Annotated in this window: 10 protein-coding genes; 9 read left to right on the forward strand and 1 reads right to left on the reverse strand. The window is 72.1% G+C overall.

Annotated features, from left to right (window positions below; all coding sequences use genetic code 11):
• Positions 1 to 71 precede the first annotated feature (71 nt).
• The 7 genes from ACWGKQ_RS10795 to ACWGKQ_RS10825 all read left to right on the forward strand — a co-directional run bounded on the left by ACWGKQ_RS10795 (position 72) and on the right by ACWGKQ_RS10825 (position 10,191).
• Positions 72 to 1,751: a discoidin domain-containing protein gene (locus ACWGKQ_RS10795; protein WP_453291536.1), complete on the forward strand. Its 1,680-nt coding sequence runs from the start codon at positions 72 to 74 to the stop codon at positions 1,749 to 1,751.
• Between the two features lie 102 nt (positions 1,752 to 1,853).
• Positions 1,854 to 2,786: a heavy metal-binding domain-containing protein gene (locus tag ACWGKQ_RS10800; protein WP_453291537.1), complete on the forward strand. Its 933-nt coding sequence runs from the start codon at positions 1,854 to 1,856 to the stop codon at positions 2,784 to 2,786.
• A 13-nt stretch (positions 2,787 to 2,799) separates the two neighbouring features.
• A complete protein-coding gene (locus tag ACWGKQ_RS10805) occupies positions 2,800 to 3,660 on the forward strand; it encodes a heavy metal-binding domain-containing protein (RefSeq protein ID WP_453291538.1) in 861 nt (286 codons plus the stop codon).
• A 51-nt stretch (positions 3,661 to 3,711) separates the two neighbouring features.
• Entirely contained in the window at positions 3,712 to 4,149 is a 438-nt protein-coding gene (locus tag ACWGKQ_RS10810) for a hypothetical protein (RefSeq protein WP_453291539.1), read from the forward strand.
• A gap of 149 nt (positions 4,150 to 4,298) precedes the next feature.
• Positions 4,299 to 5,285, forward strand: a complete 987-nt coding sequence (locus tag ACWGKQ_RS10815; RefSeq protein WP_453291540.1) for a hypothetical protein — start codon at positions 4,299 to 4,301, stop codon at positions 5,283 to 5,285.
• A 50-nt stretch (positions 5,286 to 5,335) separates the two neighbouring features.
• Positions 5,336 to 7,183 (forward strand): HSP90 family protein, encoded by a 1,848-nt coding sequence (locus tag ACWGKQ_RS10820; protein ID WP_453291541.1) that lies wholly within the window; start codon positions 5,336 to 5,338, stop codon positions 7,181 to 7,183.
• Positions 7,184 to 7,185: 2 nt separating this feature from the next.
• A complete protein-coding gene (locus ACWGKQ_RS10825; protein ID WP_453291542.1) occupies positions 7,186 to 10,191 on the forward strand; it encodes a hypothetical protein in 3,006 nt (1,001 codons plus the stop codon).
• Between the two features lie 19 nt (positions 10,192 to 10,210).
• On the opposite strand, the gene ACWGKQ_RS10830 is transcribed toward ACWGKQ_RS10825, so the two are convergent.
• Positions 10,211 to 11,422 carry a cytochrome P450 gene (locus tag ACWGKQ_RS10830; protein WP_453291543.1) on the reverse strand — a complete coding sequence of 404 codons (1,212 nt, stop codon included), beginning with the start codon at positions 11,420 to 11,422 and terminating at the stop codon, positions 10,211 to 10,213.
• A 124-nt stretch (positions 11,423 to 11,546) separates the two neighbouring features.
• Between ACWGKQ_RS10830 and ACWGKQ_RS10835 the strand changes: the two genes are divergently transcribed.
• Together ACWGKQ_RS10835 and ACWGKQ_RS10840 are read left to right on the forward strand one after the other, a co-directional pair.
• Positions 11,547 to 12,200, forward strand: a complete 654-nt coding sequence (locus ACWGKQ_RS10835) for a TetR/AcrR family transcriptional regulator (protein WP_453291544.1) — start codon at positions 11,547 to 11,549, stop codon at positions 12,198 to 12,200.
• Between the two features lie 358 nt (positions 12,201 to 12,558).
• Positions 12,559 to 15,840, forward strand: a complete 3,282-nt coding sequence (locus tag ACWGKQ_RS10840; protein ID WP_453291545.1) for a lectin — start codon at positions 12,559 to 12,561, stop codon at positions 15,838 to 15,840.
• Positions 15,841 to 15,906: the final 66 nt, after the last annotated feature.

The raw sequence follows: 15,906 nt of genomic DNA on the forward strand, positions 1-15,906 counted from the left end.
TGCCGCCGGGCGCGAGCACGCTCGCCCCGGCGGCACCGGCCGCCGAAGGCCACTCGACCAGAGGAGTCCCGATGGGTGTCACACGCAGAGTCTTCTTGAGGGCCGCGATCGCGGCCGCCGCGGTGGGAACCGCGGGCGCCACCGAGACCGTACTCGCCCCGGCCGCGTCGGCTGCCAGTTCGCCGGGCGACGTGGTCGGCAGGATCAGCGTCGGTTACCAGGGCTGGTTCGCCTGCGCCGGCGACGGTGCGCCCATCAACGGCTGGTGGCACTGGAGCCAGGACTGGGGCCGGTCGCCGTCCCCGACCAACACCAACATCAAGTGCTGGCCCGACATGCGCGACTACACCAGCACGTACCAGACGTCGTACGCCAACCTCGGCAACGGCCAGCCCGCCAAGCTGTTCTCCTCGTACGACCAGCAGACCGTGAACACCCACTTCCTGTGGATGCAGCAGAACGCCATCGACACCGCCGCCCTCCAGCGCTTCAACCCCACCGGCGGCGAGGGCCCCACCCGCGACGCCATGGCGACCAAGGTGCGCAGCGCAGCCGAGGCGTACGGGCGGAAGTTCTACATCATGTACGACGTCTCCAACTGGACGAACATGCAGTCCGAGATCAAGACGGACTGGACGACCAAGATGTCCGCGCACACGACGAGTTCGGCGTACGCGAGGCAGAACGGCAAGCCGGTCGTCTGCATCTGGGGCTTCGGATTCAACGACCCCAACCACCCCTTCACCGCCGACGCCTGCCTCGATGTCGTCAACTGGTTCAAGGGCCAGGGGTGTTACGTCATCGGAGGTGTCCCGCGCGAATGGCGGACGGGGACCGGGGGCTCGCAGCCCGGCTTCCTGGGCGTCTACCACGCCTTCAACATGATCTCGCCGTGGATGGTCGGCGCCATCGGGAACGTCACCGAGGCGGACAACGCCTACACCACCTACACGGTCGGCGACCAGGCCGACTGCAACGCCAACGGCATCGACTACCAGCCCTGCGTGCTGCCCGGCGACGTCTCCGGCCGGCAGCGGGCGCACGGCGACTTCATGTGGCGGCAGTTCTACAACATGGTGCGGGCCGGGGTGCAGGGCATCTACATCTCGATGTTCGACGAGTACAACGAGGGCAACCAGATCGCCAAGACCGCCGAGTCGCAGGCGTGGGTGCCCACCGACTCCGGGTTCCTCGCCCTCGACGAGGACGGCACCGCCTGCTCCGCCGACTACTACCTGCGCCTGACCGGCGACGGCGGCCGCATGCTCAAGGGCCAGATCGCGCTGACCGCCACCCGCCCCACCCAGCCGCTCGTCCCCACCGGCGGCACCGGCAACCTCGCCCTGCACCGACCCACCTCGGAGAGCAGCCACACCCAGACCTACGCCTCGGGAAACGCGACCGACGGCGACACCAGCACCTACTGGGAGTCCGCCAACAACGCATTCCCGCAGTGGATCCAGGTCGATCTGGGCGCCGCCACAGGCGTCAAGCGGATCGTCCTCGACCTCCCCCCGGCGACCGCCTGGGCCACCCGTACCCAGACCATCTCCGTCCAGGGCAGCACCGACGGCGGCACCTTCACCCAGCTGCTCGGCTCCGCGGGCTACACCTTCGACCCGGCGACCGGCAACACCGCGACCCTCACCCTCCCCTCGACCGCCACCACCCGCTACGTACGGCTCACCATCACCGCGAACAACGGCTGGCCGGCCGGACAGGTCTCGGAGTTCCAGGTCTTCGGCGCCTGACACCCGGCCGTCCCCGCCCCCCCCGCGACCGGCCCCGGACAGCCGGGCATAGACTCGGGCAGCCGTACCCTTGGGCCGGGCGCGAAGCGGGGAGTGGTGTCCATGAGCGGGGAATGGGCGGGAGCCGGGCTGCCCCCGGCGGCGGCCGCGCGCATCGCGGAGGTGCGGGGCAGCGGGACGTGGTCCTCGGCGCTGTCCACCGGTGAGTTCGCCGCCCTGCGCGCCGTGGGGTTCGAGCCGGTGGGCCAGGTCATGGGCTCGGCCGTCTACCACGTGGGCCGCAGCGGCCGGTACTGGGGCTATCACAACTGTCTCTACGCGGACTGGTGGGGCACCGGCTCCGCGCGCGTCGCGCTCTCCGGCAGGGGCGCCCCGTCCGCCGGCCTCGTCCAGGTCCTCGACCGGGCGCGTCGCTCGGCCCTGGAGCGGATGACCGCGGAGTGCTCGGGCCTCGGCGGCGACGGCGTCGTCGCGGCACAGCTGACGGTGGCGCCTTTCCCGGCACAGCCCAACTGCCTGGAGTTCAAGGTGATCGGGACCGCGGTGCGCGCGGCCGGCACGGTACGGGCGCCGCAGCCGTTCACCTGTCACCTCGACGGCCAGGGCTTCGCGAAGCTGGTGACCGCCGGATGGGTCCCCGTCGAGTTGCTGTACGGGCTGTCCATCGGCGTACGCCACGACGACTACGGCACCCGCGCACAGCGGCGTTCGTGGAACAACACCGAGGTCAGCGGCTGGAGTGAGCTGGTCCGGGAGGTGCGCGCCGACGCCCGTGCGCAGCTGCGGGCGCAGGCCGGGCGGCGGGGCGGCGACGGCGTGATCCTTTCCGCGGGCGACCTGCGCATCTGGGGCGAACCCTGCACGAACAGCGGCAACAACGACCGTGAGGACCATGTGGCCGAGGCGACGCTGCTCGGCACCACCGTCGCCCGCTTCGCCGTCCGCGAGGAGCGGCCCCGCACGCTCACCATGATGCCGCTCGACCCGGAACGACGCCGGCGGGCCATGCGCCGTACCGCTACCCATATCCGATGAGGGGGACCCGTCCATGACCGTCTTCAACCCCGCCGATGGCACTTCCGACGGCAGGTCCGCCGAGGGGGTGCCGGCCGACGCGATGCGACGGCTGGCCGAACTCCAGCCGGGCAAGCCGGGTTCGATCTTCACCAGCGACCTGTCGGTCAACGAGTTCCTGCTGGTGCGCGAGGCAGGATTCCGGCCCATCGGCCTGGTCCTGGGCAGCTCGATCTACCACGTGGGCATCCAGCTCGGCCGCTGGGGCAAGAACCAGGAGCTGACGACGCTCAGCCAGGCGATGTACCACGCCCGCGAGCTGGCGATGACCCGCATGGAGGCGGAGGCGGCCCAGCTGGGCGCGGACGGCATCGTCGGCGTACGGCTGAGCGTCGAGGCCCGTGAGTTCGGCACCGACATCGCGGAGTTCATCGCGGTCGGGACCGCCGTCAAGGCCGACGAGCCGGCGCCGGGCGGCAACGGCGGCAGCTGGCGCAACCTCAAGGGGCAGCCGTTCACCTCCGACCTCAACGGCCAGGACTTCTGGACGCTCATCCGCGCCGGTTACGCCCCGCTGGGCATGGTGATGGGCACCTGCGTCTACCACATCGCGCACCAGCGGATGGGCCAGATGTTCTCCAACATCGGCAGGAACGTGGAGATCGAGCAGTTCACGCAGGCGCTGTACGACGCACGGGAGCTGGCGATGGCGCGGATGCAGCACGAGGCGGAGGAACTGCACGCGGAGGGCGTCGTCGGTGTGCAGCTCAACTCCCACAACCACCGCTGGGGCGGTCACACCACCGAGTTCTTCGCGATCGGCACGGCCGTGCGGCCGCTGCGCGAGGACCATGTCATCGAGCGCCCGACGATGGTGCTCGGCCTGGACGGCTGAGCTGCCTCCTCAGCAGACTTGGAGCAACCACACATCACGAGAGGCGCCACGATGACCTCGCCACACGACCCGGTACCGTCCGAGCCGGTCGGGGAGCCGGACTCCCTGGAACTGCTGACGGCCGCGCTGCGCAGGGACGCCGCCGACCTGGAGGTCTACGCCCAGGTGCTCACGGGGACACTCGCGGAGACGCTGCCGCCGGGTTCCGTCGCCGTCGAGCGCAAGCGGAGCATGGCCGACCGGCTCGCCGGGCGCGAGGGCCGCGTCGAGCGGATCGAGGTCTTCCTCGAAGAACAGCGTCTGGCGCTGGACCTGGCGGGCGGTCGCCCCAAGGGCGAGGTACGCAAGGAGGTCCGGGGCGTGGTGCTCTCGCGGCGCCCAGTCGCGCTCGACGAGTGGATCCGGGAGCTCGCGGTCGCGGTCACGGCCCGCGCACGGTCCGACGCACGGGCACGGGCGGCGCTGGAGCGGCTGCTGCTGGGGGAGTGACGACGCCGTCGGCGCCAGGACACACCTCCGCGGTGCGGCGGCCAGGACCGGCCTCGCCGAATCCCCCGTGAAAATCCTGTGGAAGCGTTGTCGGTGGGGCCGCTTATGCTGCACCGGAATGATCACGCGGAACCTGGGGAGGGCGCGGCATGTTCGGCAAGCTGTTCGGCAGAAGCGGGGAGAGACCGGCGGCGGATCCGCATGCCCTTCCCGCCCCGCGCTGGCAGACGAACGGGATGTACACGCTGCGCGCGCTGGGAGACGCGCGGGTGCTGGCGCTGGTGGAGGCGGCCGAGGCGGGTGACTGGACGGCGGTCAGAGCGGCGCTGGCCCCCTTCGAGCTCGGCCGGGACGACCGGGTCCTCGGTGAGCTCGCCGACCTGGACGGTGTGCAGGACTGGATCGGCCGGGCCGCCGAGGAGGACAAGGAGCACCGGGCGACGGCCCTGCTGATATCCGGGGCGCGCCACATCAGCTGGGGCTGGGAGGCACGCACCCGCGCGTCTGCCGTGGACGTCAGGCCCGAGCAGTGGCGGGTCTTCCGCGAGCGGCTCCTCATCGCGGAGGAACAACTGCTTGAGGCCGCCGAGTTGCGACCGGACTGGGTCACGCCGTGGCGCCGCCTCCTCACCTCCGGCCGCGGCATGTCGCTGGGCTCCGCCGTCAACGAGACCCGGCTCCACGCCGCCCTCCGCCGCGACCCCCTGGACCTGGAGACCCACGTCGAGTGGGTCTCGCAGTTGCAGCCCCGCTGGGGAGGCGAGCCCGGGGAGGCCCTGGCGTTCGCCCGTGAGGCGTTCGCCGGCGCGCCCGACGGAGATCGCCTCGGCTGTGTGATCGCCATCGCGCACATCGAGGACTGGGTCGAGTCCGACCGCAAGAACTGCCTCATCACCCCCGCGATCCAGGACGAGTTGCTGGAGACGGCCGAGCGCAGCATCCTCCACCCCGCCTACGTGCGTCGCCCGGGCTGGCAGGTCGACTTCAACATGTTCGCCATGGCTCTGTCCCTGGCCAACGGGAGGCTCGTGCTGCCGCGTGTCTTCCGCGAGCTGGGCGGCGCCTACACGCCATGGCCGTGGAGGTACATGGCGCAGCCGGAGAAGAAGTACGCCGCTGCCCGTCGCAACGCCTGACCCCGCCACCCCGCCCGCCGCCCGTCGCTCACCTCACCCCGGACTGCCCGATGACTCTGCCCACCACCCCTTCGAGCCCGGCCGGCGCCGACCGCACCTTCCAGGTGGACCTGCGCGGCCTCGTCGACCTCCTCTCCCACCACCTCTACTCCAGCCCCCGCGTCTACCTGCGCGAACTCCTGCAGAACGCGGTGGACGCGCTGACCGCCCGGCACGCCCTGGAACCGGACGCCCCCGCCGACGCGTTCGGCATCCGCCTGTACGCCGACGGTTCGGTGGTCCGGGTGGAGGACGACGGCGTCGGTCTCACCGAGGCCGATGTGCACACCTTCCTTGCCACCATCGGCCGCAGCAGCAAGCGGGCCGAGCAGGTGGCCGAGCAACGCGCGGACTTCATCGGCCAGTTCGGCATCGGGCTGCTCTCCTGTTTCCTGGTCGCCGACGAGATCCACGTCGTCAGCCGCTCCGCCCGCACCCCCGACGCCCCCGCCGTGGAGTGGCAGGGCCGCGGCGACGGCAGCTACACCGTCCGCACCCTGCCCGCCGCCGCCCGGCCGCAGCTCGGCACCACTGTCACCCTGACGCCCCGCGCCGACGCGGGCGAATGGACCCGGCCGGTCGAAGTACAGGCGCTGGCCCGGCACTTCGGCTCCCTGCTGCGCCACCCCGTGACCTTCGACGGCGGCACCGGCGGCCCCGGCACGGCCGTCAACCCCGAGCCCGCGCCCTGGGCGCGCACGTACCCCACACCGGGGGCGCGCTCCCGGGCGCTGGCCGCGTACGGCGAGGAGGTCTTCGGGTTCACGCCGCTGGACACCATCGACCTGGACCTGCCGGCCGTGGGCCTGAAGGGCATCGCGTGCGTGCTGCCCGAGGCGGTGCCGGCCGGGCGCCGGCACGGCCATCGCGTGCACGTCAAGGGCATGCTGCTGTCCGAGCAGGCCGAGGAGATCCTGCCCGAGTGGGCGTTCTTCGTCCGCTGCGTCCTCGACGCCGAGAGCCTGCGCCCGACCGCCTCCCGCGAGTCCCTGTACGAGGACGACACCCTCGCCGCCGTCCGGGACGCCCTCGCCGAACGGCTGCGCGCGTGGATCTCCCGGACCGCCGCCAGCGACCCGGACCTCCTCGGCCGCTTCCTCCAGACCCACCACCTGGCCGTGAAGTCCCTGGCCGTGCACGACGACGAGATCCTGCGGATGCTGCTGCCGTGGCTGCCGTTCGAGACCACCGACGGACACGCCACCCTGGACGAGTTCGCCCGCACCCACCGCACCGTCCTCGTCACCTCCAGCGTGGAGGAGTTCCGGCAGGTGGCGGCGATCGCCGCGGCCGCCGGACTCGGCGTCGTCAACGGCGGCTACACCTACGACCGTGAACTCGTCCACCGGCTGCCGGAGATCAGGCCCGAGGTCAGCGTCGCCGACCTCGACCCGGGCACCCTCACCGCCCACCTCGACCCCGTCGACCGGGAGACGGAGCTCGCCGCCGGGGCCTACCTCGCCCTGGCCCGCGACGCCCTCGCCGTCTTCGACTGCGACGTCGCGCTGCGCACCTTCCAGCCCGCCTCCGCCCCGGCCCTCCTCCTCGACAGCCGCGAGGCCCGGCACGAGCGCACCCGCTCCCAGCTCGCCCGCGAGCAGCAGGGCGGCGTGTGGGGCGACATCCTCGGCCATCTGCGCCAGGAGGCCCCGCGGGCCCAGCTGATCCTCAACCAGCTCAACCCGCTGGTCCGCACCGCCGTCACCATCGACGAACCCGAACTGGCCCGCACCAGCGCCGAAGCCCTCTACGGACAGGCCGCGATGCTGTCCCGCCGCCCTCTGAGGCCCGCCGAGTCGAGCCTCATCAACCGTTCCTTCCTCGACCTCCTCGCCCACGCCCTCCGCAAGGACAGCTGACGATGCCGACCGCACCCCATCCCCAGAGCACGGACGAGCTGTACGAGGCGCTCCGGGAGAACGACCGGCGCCCCTACGGCCGCACCCGCACCGTCACCGCCGAGGAACTCGTCGACGCCGCCGAGCAGTTCGCGGAGCCCCGGCCGCTCGTCCACGCGCTCCTCGCACTCCAGAAGGCGTACAACTACGGCTCCGAACCCCGGAAGTCACCCGTCGTCTTCGCCCGCCTGCTCAACCTCTTCGACGAGCAGCCCGACGTCTTCGACGAGCGTCTGCGGCACACGCTGTTCTGGCGGTTCAAGTGGGTCGCCCACGCCCTGGTCGCCCTGCCCGAGATCCCCCTGGCCAGCCTGCGCCAGTGGCTGACCGAGATGCGCGACCGGTACGAGAAGGCCGGCCTCGGACTCCAGCCCTACTACGGACAGGCGTACCAGCTCGCCGACCACGTCGGCGAGGACACCGACCTGGCCTACGAACTGTGGGCCGGACGGACCCGTACCAGGCTCAGCGACTGCGAGGCCTGCGAGACCTGCGGGCGCGCCCTTCACCACCTTGCCGCGGACGACGACGAACGGGCCCTGCGCACCTGGGAGCCCGTCCTCGCCGGGCAGGAGTCCTGCCAGGAGGAGCCCGCCCGCTCCGTCTCCTACGCGCTGCTTCCCCTGCTGCGCACCGGCGCCGCCGACCGGGCCCGCGAACTGCACCTGGCCGGCTACCGCGCCTGCCGCCGCAACCCCTCGATGTCCGGCGAGGTCGGCCGGCACCTGGAGTTCTGCGCGCTCACCGGCAACGAGGCACGCGGCCTGGAACTCCTCGCCGAGAACCGGAACCTGTTCGACGAGGTCGACTCGCCGCTGGACCTGCTCGGCTTCCTCACCGGCGTGGAGGTCCTCCTGCAGCGCGTCGAGGCCCTCGGCCACGGCGACCTGCCCGCCGCCGGATACCCGGGCCGCACCTGGACGGTGACCGGCCTGCGCGCCGAGGTCCGCGGCCGCGCCGACGACCTCGCCGCCCGCTTCGACGCCCGCAACGGCACCACGGCCCACACCGACCGGCGCAGGACCCGCCTCGACCGGGCCCCTCTCCTGGACGCGCTGGAACTGACCCTGCGCACCCGCGGCCTCGACGACATGGCCCCGGCCGCCGTACCTGCCGCCGCCCCCGCGCCCGCCCCCGCCGCCGTGCCCGAGTCGCTGCCCGAACTCATCACCCGGGCGCGGGAGTTGGAAGAGCAGGGACACCCGGACGCGACGGCCTGCTGGGCACGGCTGCGCACGCTCGTCGCCGCCCCCGACTACGCCCACCCCGACGACCCGGCCGTGGGACCGCCGGCCCGGCTGCGCGCGGACCTGCTGGACGACGAGGCGAGCCGGGCCGGCCAGAAGGACGAGTTCGACACGTCCGCGGCCCGGTACGAGGAGGCCGCGAGCCGGTACGACGAGGCCGGAGCGCCGGGTCACGCGGCGCTCGCCCGCGGCTGCGCCCTGCTCGCCACCGCCCAGATCACCGCCCGGATCGCCTCCCAGGACACCGACGGGACCGACGAGGCCGACGGGACCGACGAGGCCGAGGCGAAGGCCGCCGCGCTGACCGCAGCCCACGCGGCCCTCGTCCGCCTGCACGAGGAGACGCCCGGCCTGGCCCCGTTCCAGGAGGCCCGGCTGCTGCGGCTGCGCACGTCCGCGCTCGGCCTGCGCCTGCAGACGTCGAGGAGCGAGGAGGACATCGCGCCGGTCTTCGCCGAGCTCGACCTGCTGCTCGACTTCGCAAGCCGGCACGACATCGCCGGACAGGTCTCCACCGGCCGCCTGCTGCGGGCCAGCACGTACGCCGTCGTCGGCGATCTGCCCGCCGCGGTCACGGAGACCGACGCCCTCCTCGACCGGCTGAAGGCGCACGGGCCGGCCTGGCACCTGCCCCGCACGCTCGGACTGCGCGGCCGGATCCGGCTCGGACTCAAGGACGCCCAGGCCGCGCACGCGGACCTCGCCGAGGCGGTCCGCCTGGCCGCCGAATGGCCCGCCGACGCGGTCGACACGGCCGGCCTGCACGCCGATCTGGCCAGGGCCTGCATGCGCCTGGACCGCCCCGACGAGGCACTGCGGCACCTGACCCGCTCCGCGGAACTGGAACTGCGCCACGGCAGCCGGTTCGACGCGTTCTGCACCTACAGCAACGCGGCGCAGCTCAGCCTCGACCTGGGCCGCGTCGAGGACTGCATCGCGCTGCTCGACTCCGTCCTGGCCGAACCGGAGGTCGCGGCCGGAGAGGTGGACGACCGGCTCGTCGCCCAGCTGCGCCTGTGCCGCGCCCGCGCCCTGCGCGCGGGGGAGGACGTCAAGGCCGCCACGGCGGAGTACGCCGCCCTCGCGGCCGAGTCCGCAGGCTGGGACGACGACCCGGCGAGCCATGCCATGATCGCCGCGGAGACCGCCGTACTCCTCGCCGAGTCCGGTGAGTTCGGCCGTGCCCGGGAGGCCGCGGACCAGGCCCTCGCCGCACACGCCCGGGCCCCGCGCTACGAGCAGCTCAGCAGCTGCCTGCGCGAACTCGCCCGGCTCCAGGCCCAGCAGCAGGGTGCCGAGGGCCTCGCCGACGCCCTCGCCCTGCTCGCCGACGCGGGCCGGATCGCCGACGAGGCCCGCACCGCGGGGTACGAGGCCCGCGGCCGCGACCTGGACAGCGCCCTCGCCTACGAACACGGGCGGGTCAACGCCTACGCCAGTGAGTACGAGACCTCCCTGACCGCTCTGGACAAGGCGCTCACCCTGCTCGGCGAACCCGAGGCCGAACCCGGAGCCGAACCCGCGGCGGGCACCGAGGACCAGGTCGGCGAGTGGGCCGAGTGCGTCCGGCTCGCGGCTGTCGTGGAGGGCCTCTACCTGGAACGCCCCGACCCCGCCCTGGCCCGCCTCGACGGGGCGGTCGCCCGCCTCACCGCCCTGGGCCACACCGAGGAGACCGAGTCGCTGACCTCCCTGGCGGCCCGGCTGCGCGACGAGGAATGACCCGACGGACGCGCCGCCCTCACCAGGTCACGGGGAGCTCGCTGACCCCGCCGGTGAGGGTGGTGCGCACCCGGAGCTCGTCGACGTCCTTGGCGAGCCGCAGCCCGGGCAGACGCTCGGCCAGGGCGGCGAACACGATGCGCAGCTCCGTACGGGCCAGGCTCGCCCCGATGCAGAAGTGCGAGCCGTGGCCGAAACCCAGATGGTTGCGTTCCGGACGGTCCGGGTCGAACGTCTCGGCGTCGGTGTAGACGGCCGCGTCGCGGTTGGCCGAGTTGACGGAGAGGATCACGGCGTCGCCGCTCCGGATGGTGACCCCGGCGACCTCGACATCGGTGTGGGCGTAGCGCAGCAGACCGAGGTCGCCGGGTGCGCCCAGGCGCATGATCTCCTCGACGGTGGCGTTGACCCGGCCGGCCGGGTCGGCGGTCAGCGCCTGCCACTGGTCGGGGCGGGTGAGCAGGAAGAGCGTGCCCAGCCCGATGCGGTTGACGGTGGTCTCGTGCCCGGCGAACAGCAGCCCCACGCAGAGCCTGATCATCTCGTCGTAGTCGAAGTCCGCGTCGGCGCTCTGCGCGCGGACGAGGTCGGAGATGACGTCCTCGCCCGGCCTGGCGCGCTTCGCCTCGGCGAGAGCGGTCATGTAGTCGTTGAACTCGTCCCGCGCCCGCTCTGCCTCCTCGCCGATGGCGTAGTCGGCCATGCGCCCCGACAGCGCGGCGAAGTACTCGCGGTCGCTCTCGGGCGCGCCGAGCAGCCGGCAGATGACGGCGACCGGCACCGGGAAGGCCAGCCCGGCGTGCAGGTCGACCACCCCGTCGGGGGCGGCGGCCCGCTCGGCGGCCAGCCGGTCGATACAGCCGTCCACCAGCTGCCGCACATGGCCGGAGAGCATCACCATGCGCCTGGCGGAGAAGGCCGGGGTGAGCAGCCGGCGCATCCGGGTGTGGTCGGCCTCCTCCGTGGCGTAGTTGCCCGAGGGGCCCTCCTGCACCGCGGCGGTCGTGATGCGGGACGCCCGCTCCGGCTCGGGGTGGGAGCGGCCGAGCCGCTTGTCGGCGAGGAGCTCGCGCACCTCGTCGAACCGGGTGACCAGCCAGGCCGGGTCCCCGGCCGGTGTGGTGACCGGCGTGATCGGCGCCTGTCGGCGCAGCACCTCGTACAGAGGCGCGAGATCGAGCACGTTCGGCCGTGCGAAGGGCAGTCGTGAACGCTCGGCGGCACCGTTCATGGTCCTCCTCCTGGACCTCGGAACGCGATCTTCCGGCACTTCGACCGTAACATTTTACTGTCAGTGACTGCCAATAATGTTTTCGGCCAGTAGCCGCGCGGTCCCGGCGTGGTTGGATCGCCCGATGGAGGACGCGACGGTGGACAGTGGCCCGATGCCGCCCCGCCGGGGACGGCCCCCGGTGAGCGACCGGCAGCGGCAGCGGCAGCGCCTCGACATCTCCCGGCACGCGGTCCGGCTGTTCGCCGCCCAGGGGGTGGCCGCCACCTCCGGCGAGCAGATCGCGCGGGCGGCCGGAGTGTCGGAACGCACGCTGTGGCGCTGGTTCCCGAGCAAGGAGAGCTGTGTGGAGCCGCTGCTCACCCAGTCGGTCGAGGCCTTCCAGGAGGTCCTGCGGGCCTGGCCGCCCGAGGCCGACCTGACGGAGCATCTGCGGGCCGCCTACCGGCCGGCCCCTGACGGGTCGTCCGACGGGGATGCCGAGGCGGTGCTCACCGTGATCCGGATGACCCACGACGAACCCGCGCTGCGGGCCGTCTACCTGGTGCTCCGGGAGCGTGCGGAGGACACGTTCGCCGAGGTGCTCGCCGGCCGCGCGGGCGCCTGTGCCGACCTGCTCGACGTCCGTATGCGGGCCGCCACCATGAGCGCCGTGCTCAAGGTCGCGACCGACGACCTCGCCCGGGTCGTGGCCGAGCAGGGCATCACCCCCGAGGCGCTGCAGCGGCACCGCGAACAGCTCGCCGACGCGCTGAGCCACGTCACCCGGGGGCTGTAGGGCTGCCTGGGGCCGTCGCCGATCGGCTGTAACTCCCGCAAGGAAACCAGGCGTTGATCCCGGCGTGGCCCACTCTTTGAACTTCGCGCGCAGAAAGTCCGGTTGGCCTCGTTGACATGCCGCAAGCACAGGCGTTTCACTCAACACTCGTGTATGGCAACGTTGTCAGGCCGTGGGAGCGCGACCCGGTTCGTTGCCCGTCGCCCGACTTTCCGGCGCTTCTCGGCGCGCCGACACCTGATGTGCGAAGCACGAACTGCTGCGGAGGCAACCGATGGTGAGACCCCGACGTTCAGCCGCACCACCCCCCACCCGAGCAGGATTCCGCGGCCGCCTTGCCGTGGTCTGCGTCCTGGGCATGGCAGCCCTGCCGCTCTCGGCGGCCGGCAGTGCCCAGGCCGCGAGCACCGCGAGACCGGCCCTCGTGACCGACCCCGCGTCCCTCGTCAACCCCCTCATCGGCACCTCCGGTGCGGTGGACACCTTCCCCGGCCCCGACATGCCGGCCGGCATGGTGCAGTGGGGCCCCGACACGACGCCGAACCGCCCCGACGGCGGCGGCTACGAGTACGCCGACAGCAAGATCTCCGGCTACAGCCTCACCCACATCTCGGGACCGGGCTGTCCGGTCGCCGGCGACCTGCCCGTCCTGCCGGTGACCGGCGCGCTGTCGGGCGACCTCGCCGGCACGTCGGTCGGCTTCAGCCACGCCGACGAGAAGGCGGGCATCGGGTCCTACAAGGTCACCGACGCCAACGGGGTCACGACCGAGCTGACCGACACCACCCGCGCCGGTCTCGGCACCTTCACCTTCCCGGCGGGACAGCAGGCGAACCTGCTGTTCAAGCTCAGCGGGGGCGCCACCCAGGTGGACGGGACCCGCGTCCAGGTGGTGAACAGCAAGGAGATCAGCGGCGCGATCGACAGCGGCCACTTCTGCGGCGCGAACAACCGGTACACGCTGCACTTCGACATCAAGTTCGACCGGCCGTTCGCCGCGAGCGGCACCTGGGTCGGCAGCACCATCACCCCCGACGCCAAGTCGCTCAAGGCCGGCAAGGTCAGCCAGACCCCGCAGCCGTCCAAGTCGGCGCCGCTGAAGGAGAAGCACTTCACCGTCCCGGCGAAGCCGGCCCCGACGATCCACGGGAGCGCCGCCAAGGCCGCCAAGGCGACCACGGCCGCCCAGCCGCCCACGACCGGCGCGAACGGCATGTACCTCACCTTCGACACCTCGGCCAACCGCGCGGTGACGGCGAAGGTCGGCATCTCGTACACGAGTGACGCCAACGCGGCGGCCAACCTCACCACCGAGGTCAAGAACTGGAACCTCGGCACCGTGGAGAAGGCCAACCACGACGCCTGGAACACGGTGCTGAAGAAGATCCAGGTGGGCGGCGGAACCGCCGACCAGCAGACGCAGTTCTACACCGCGCTCTACCACGCCCTGCTGCACCCGAACGTCTTCTCGGACGACAACGGCCAGTACATGGGCATGGACAACCAGATCCACCAACTGGCCAAGGGCCAGCAGGCCCAGTACGCCAACTACTCGGGCTGGGACACCTACCGCTCCCAGACCCAGCTGATGGCGCTGGTCGAGCCCAAGGTCGCCAGCGACGTCGTCACCTCGATGCTCAACGGCTACGACCAGACGGGCCTGCTGCCCAAGTGGGCCTCGAACAACGGCGAGAGCTACGTCATGGTCGGTGACCCGGCCGCCGGCATCATCACCGACGCGTACGCCTTCGGCGCCACGGACTTCGACACGGCCAAGGCCCTCGCCGCCCTCCAGCACGAGGCCACCGTCCCGAACAACGACCGCCCCGGCGAGTCGGTCCGGGACGCCAAGGGCTACCTCCCGCTGGACGAGAACGACTACAACTGCTGCAACTTCTACGGCCCCGTCTCCACCCAACTGGAGTACGACAGCGCCGACTACGCCCTCGCCGCCTTCGCGAAGTCGCTGGGCAGGACGGCCGTCTACGAGAAGTTCGCCACCCGCGCCCAGGACTGGATGAACGTCTTCAACCCGCAGACCGGCTACCTCCAGGCCAGGAACAAGGACGGCCAGTTCGCGACCGGTTTCACCCCCGGCACCTCCAACGGCTTCGTGGAGGGCACCTCCGCCCAGTACACCCCCATGGTCCCGTTCAACCTGCAGGAGCTCATCCAGGCCCGCGGCGGCACCAAGGCGTACTCGTCCTACCTGGACAGCCTCCTCGACGACATCACCGGCCCCGGCAGCACCGACGCCGACCTGAGCAACGAGCCCAGCGTCGAGATCCCCTGGGAGTACGACTACACCGGCCAGCCGTGGAAGACCCAGGCGGCCGTCCGCGACGCCCAGCAGAACCTGTACTTCAACGCGCCCGTCGGCTCCTTCGGCAACGACGACCTCGGCGCCATGAGCTCCTGGTACGTCTGGTCCGAACTCGGCATGTACCCGGAGACCCCGGGCACGGACACCCTGGTGCTCGGCAGCCCGGCGTTCCCGGCGGCCCAGGTGACCCTCGGGAACGGCAAGACGGTGCAGATCAACGCGCCGCAGGCCGCCCCCGACGCGCCGTACGTGCAGTCGCTGAACGTCAAGGGCAAGGCGTGGAACACCTCCTGGCTGACGTTCCAGCAGTTCAAGGGCGCGGGCACGCTCGACTACACGCTCGGCACCCAGCCGGACACCTCCTGGGCGTCCGGCCCGTCGGCGGTGCCGCCGTCGGACACCACGGGCGGCGGCCGGGTGCTGGCCGCGACCGGTCCCGCAGGCGGCCTGGTCCTCCAGCCGGGCACCGGCGGTGACGGCACCCTCGACGTGACCAACCTCGGCAGCAAGGCCGTCACGGTCGACTGGACGGCGACGGCGCCCTCCGGCGTCACGACCGACACCGCGTCAGGATCGCTGACGGTGCCCGCCTCGGGCAGCGCCGAGGCGAAGGTCCACGTGACGGCGGGCGGGACCGAGGGGACGTACCCGGTCACCTTCGCCCTGACCGACCACAGCACCGGTACGGCACTGTCCGGGGCGGCGCTCCGGGTGGCCGTCGCCAAGCCCGGTGCGCTGTGGCCGTACGCCACCAACGAGGGCATCTACCCCGACGGCACCAGCTATTCGGGCGGCTTCGACGGCGGCGGCTGGGCGTACTCGCAGAACGCGCTGTCGGCGGCCGGTGTCACGAGCGGCTCCACGCTCACGGTCGACGGCGTCTCCTACACCTGGCCGACGGTGACCTCCGGTCAGCTGGACAACCTGGAGATGGCCGGCCAGACCCTCCCGATGCCGGCCGGCACCTCGGGGTCGTCGCTGGGCCTGCTGGGTGCGGCGGTCAACGCGCCGACCGACGGCAGCGGGGTCTCGGGCACGCTGACGGTCACCTACACCGACGGCAGCACCTCGCAGGCGACGGTCGGCTTCTCGGACTGGACGCTCAACGGCGGACCGAGCAAGCCGCTGCCGAGTGACACGACGGCCGTCACCACCGCCTACCGGAACACCGGGAGCGGCGGCCGGGACGGCGTGAAGACCTATGTCTTCGCCACGAAGGTCCCGCTGGATCCGTCCAAGCAGGTCGCGTCCGTGACGCTGCCGGTGACCGGCTCCTCGGGCACCGACCACCTGTTCGCCTACGGTTTCGGTCAGTAGGCGGTCCGGCGGTCCGGCGGTAGATCGGCACGTCGGCACGGATGAGGGGGCCGGATCGCCGCCGGG

Source organism: Streptomyces sp. NPDC054770 (genome assembly GCF_053611985.1).

Excerpts from the sequence above, each read along its gene's own strand:
- ACWGKQ_RS10805 (WP_453291538.1), top strand. The coding sequence starts at position 2,800 with ATGACCGTCTTCAACCCCGCCGATGGCACTTCCGACGGCAGGTCCGCC.
- ACWGKQ_RS10825 (WP_453291542.1), top strand. The coding sequence starts at position 7,186 with ATGCCGACCGCACCCCATCCCCAGAGCACGGACGAGCTGTACGAGGCG.
- ACWGKQ_RS10840 (WP_453291545.1), top strand. The coding sequence starts at position 12,559 with ATGGCAGCCCTGCCGCTCTCGGCGGCCGGCAGTGCCCAGGCCGCGAGC.
- ACWGKQ_RS10835 (WP_453291544.1), top strand. The coding sequence starts at position 11,547 with ATGGAGGACGCGACGGTGGACAGTGGCCCGATGCCGCCCCGCCGGGGA.
- ACWGKQ_RS10795 (WP_453291536.1), top strand. The coding sequence starts at position 72 with ATGGGTGTCACACGCAGAGTCTTCTTGAGGGCCGCGATCGCGGCCGCC.
- ACWGKQ_RS10820 (WP_453291541.1), top strand. The coding sequence starts at position 5,336 with ATGACTCTGCCCACCACCCCTTCGAGCCCGGCCGGCGCCGACCGCACC.
- ACWGKQ_RS10800 (WP_453291537.1), top strand. The coding sequence starts at position 1,854 with ATGAGCGGGGAATGGGCGGGAGCCGGGCTGCCCCCGGCGGCGGCCGCG.
- ACWGKQ_RS10810 (WP_453291539.1), top strand. The coding sequence starts at position 3,712 with ATGACCTCGCCACACGACCCGGTACCGTCCGAGCCGGTCGGGGAGCCG.
- ACWGKQ_RS10830 (WP_453291543.1), bottom strand. The coding sequence starts at position 11,422 with ATGAACGGTGCCGCCGAGCGTTCACGACTGCCCTTCGCACGGCCGAAC.
- ACWGKQ_RS10815 (WP_453291540.1), top strand. The coding sequence starts at position 4,299 with ATGTTCGGCAAGCTGTTCGGCAGAAGCGGGGAGAGACCGGCGGCGGAT.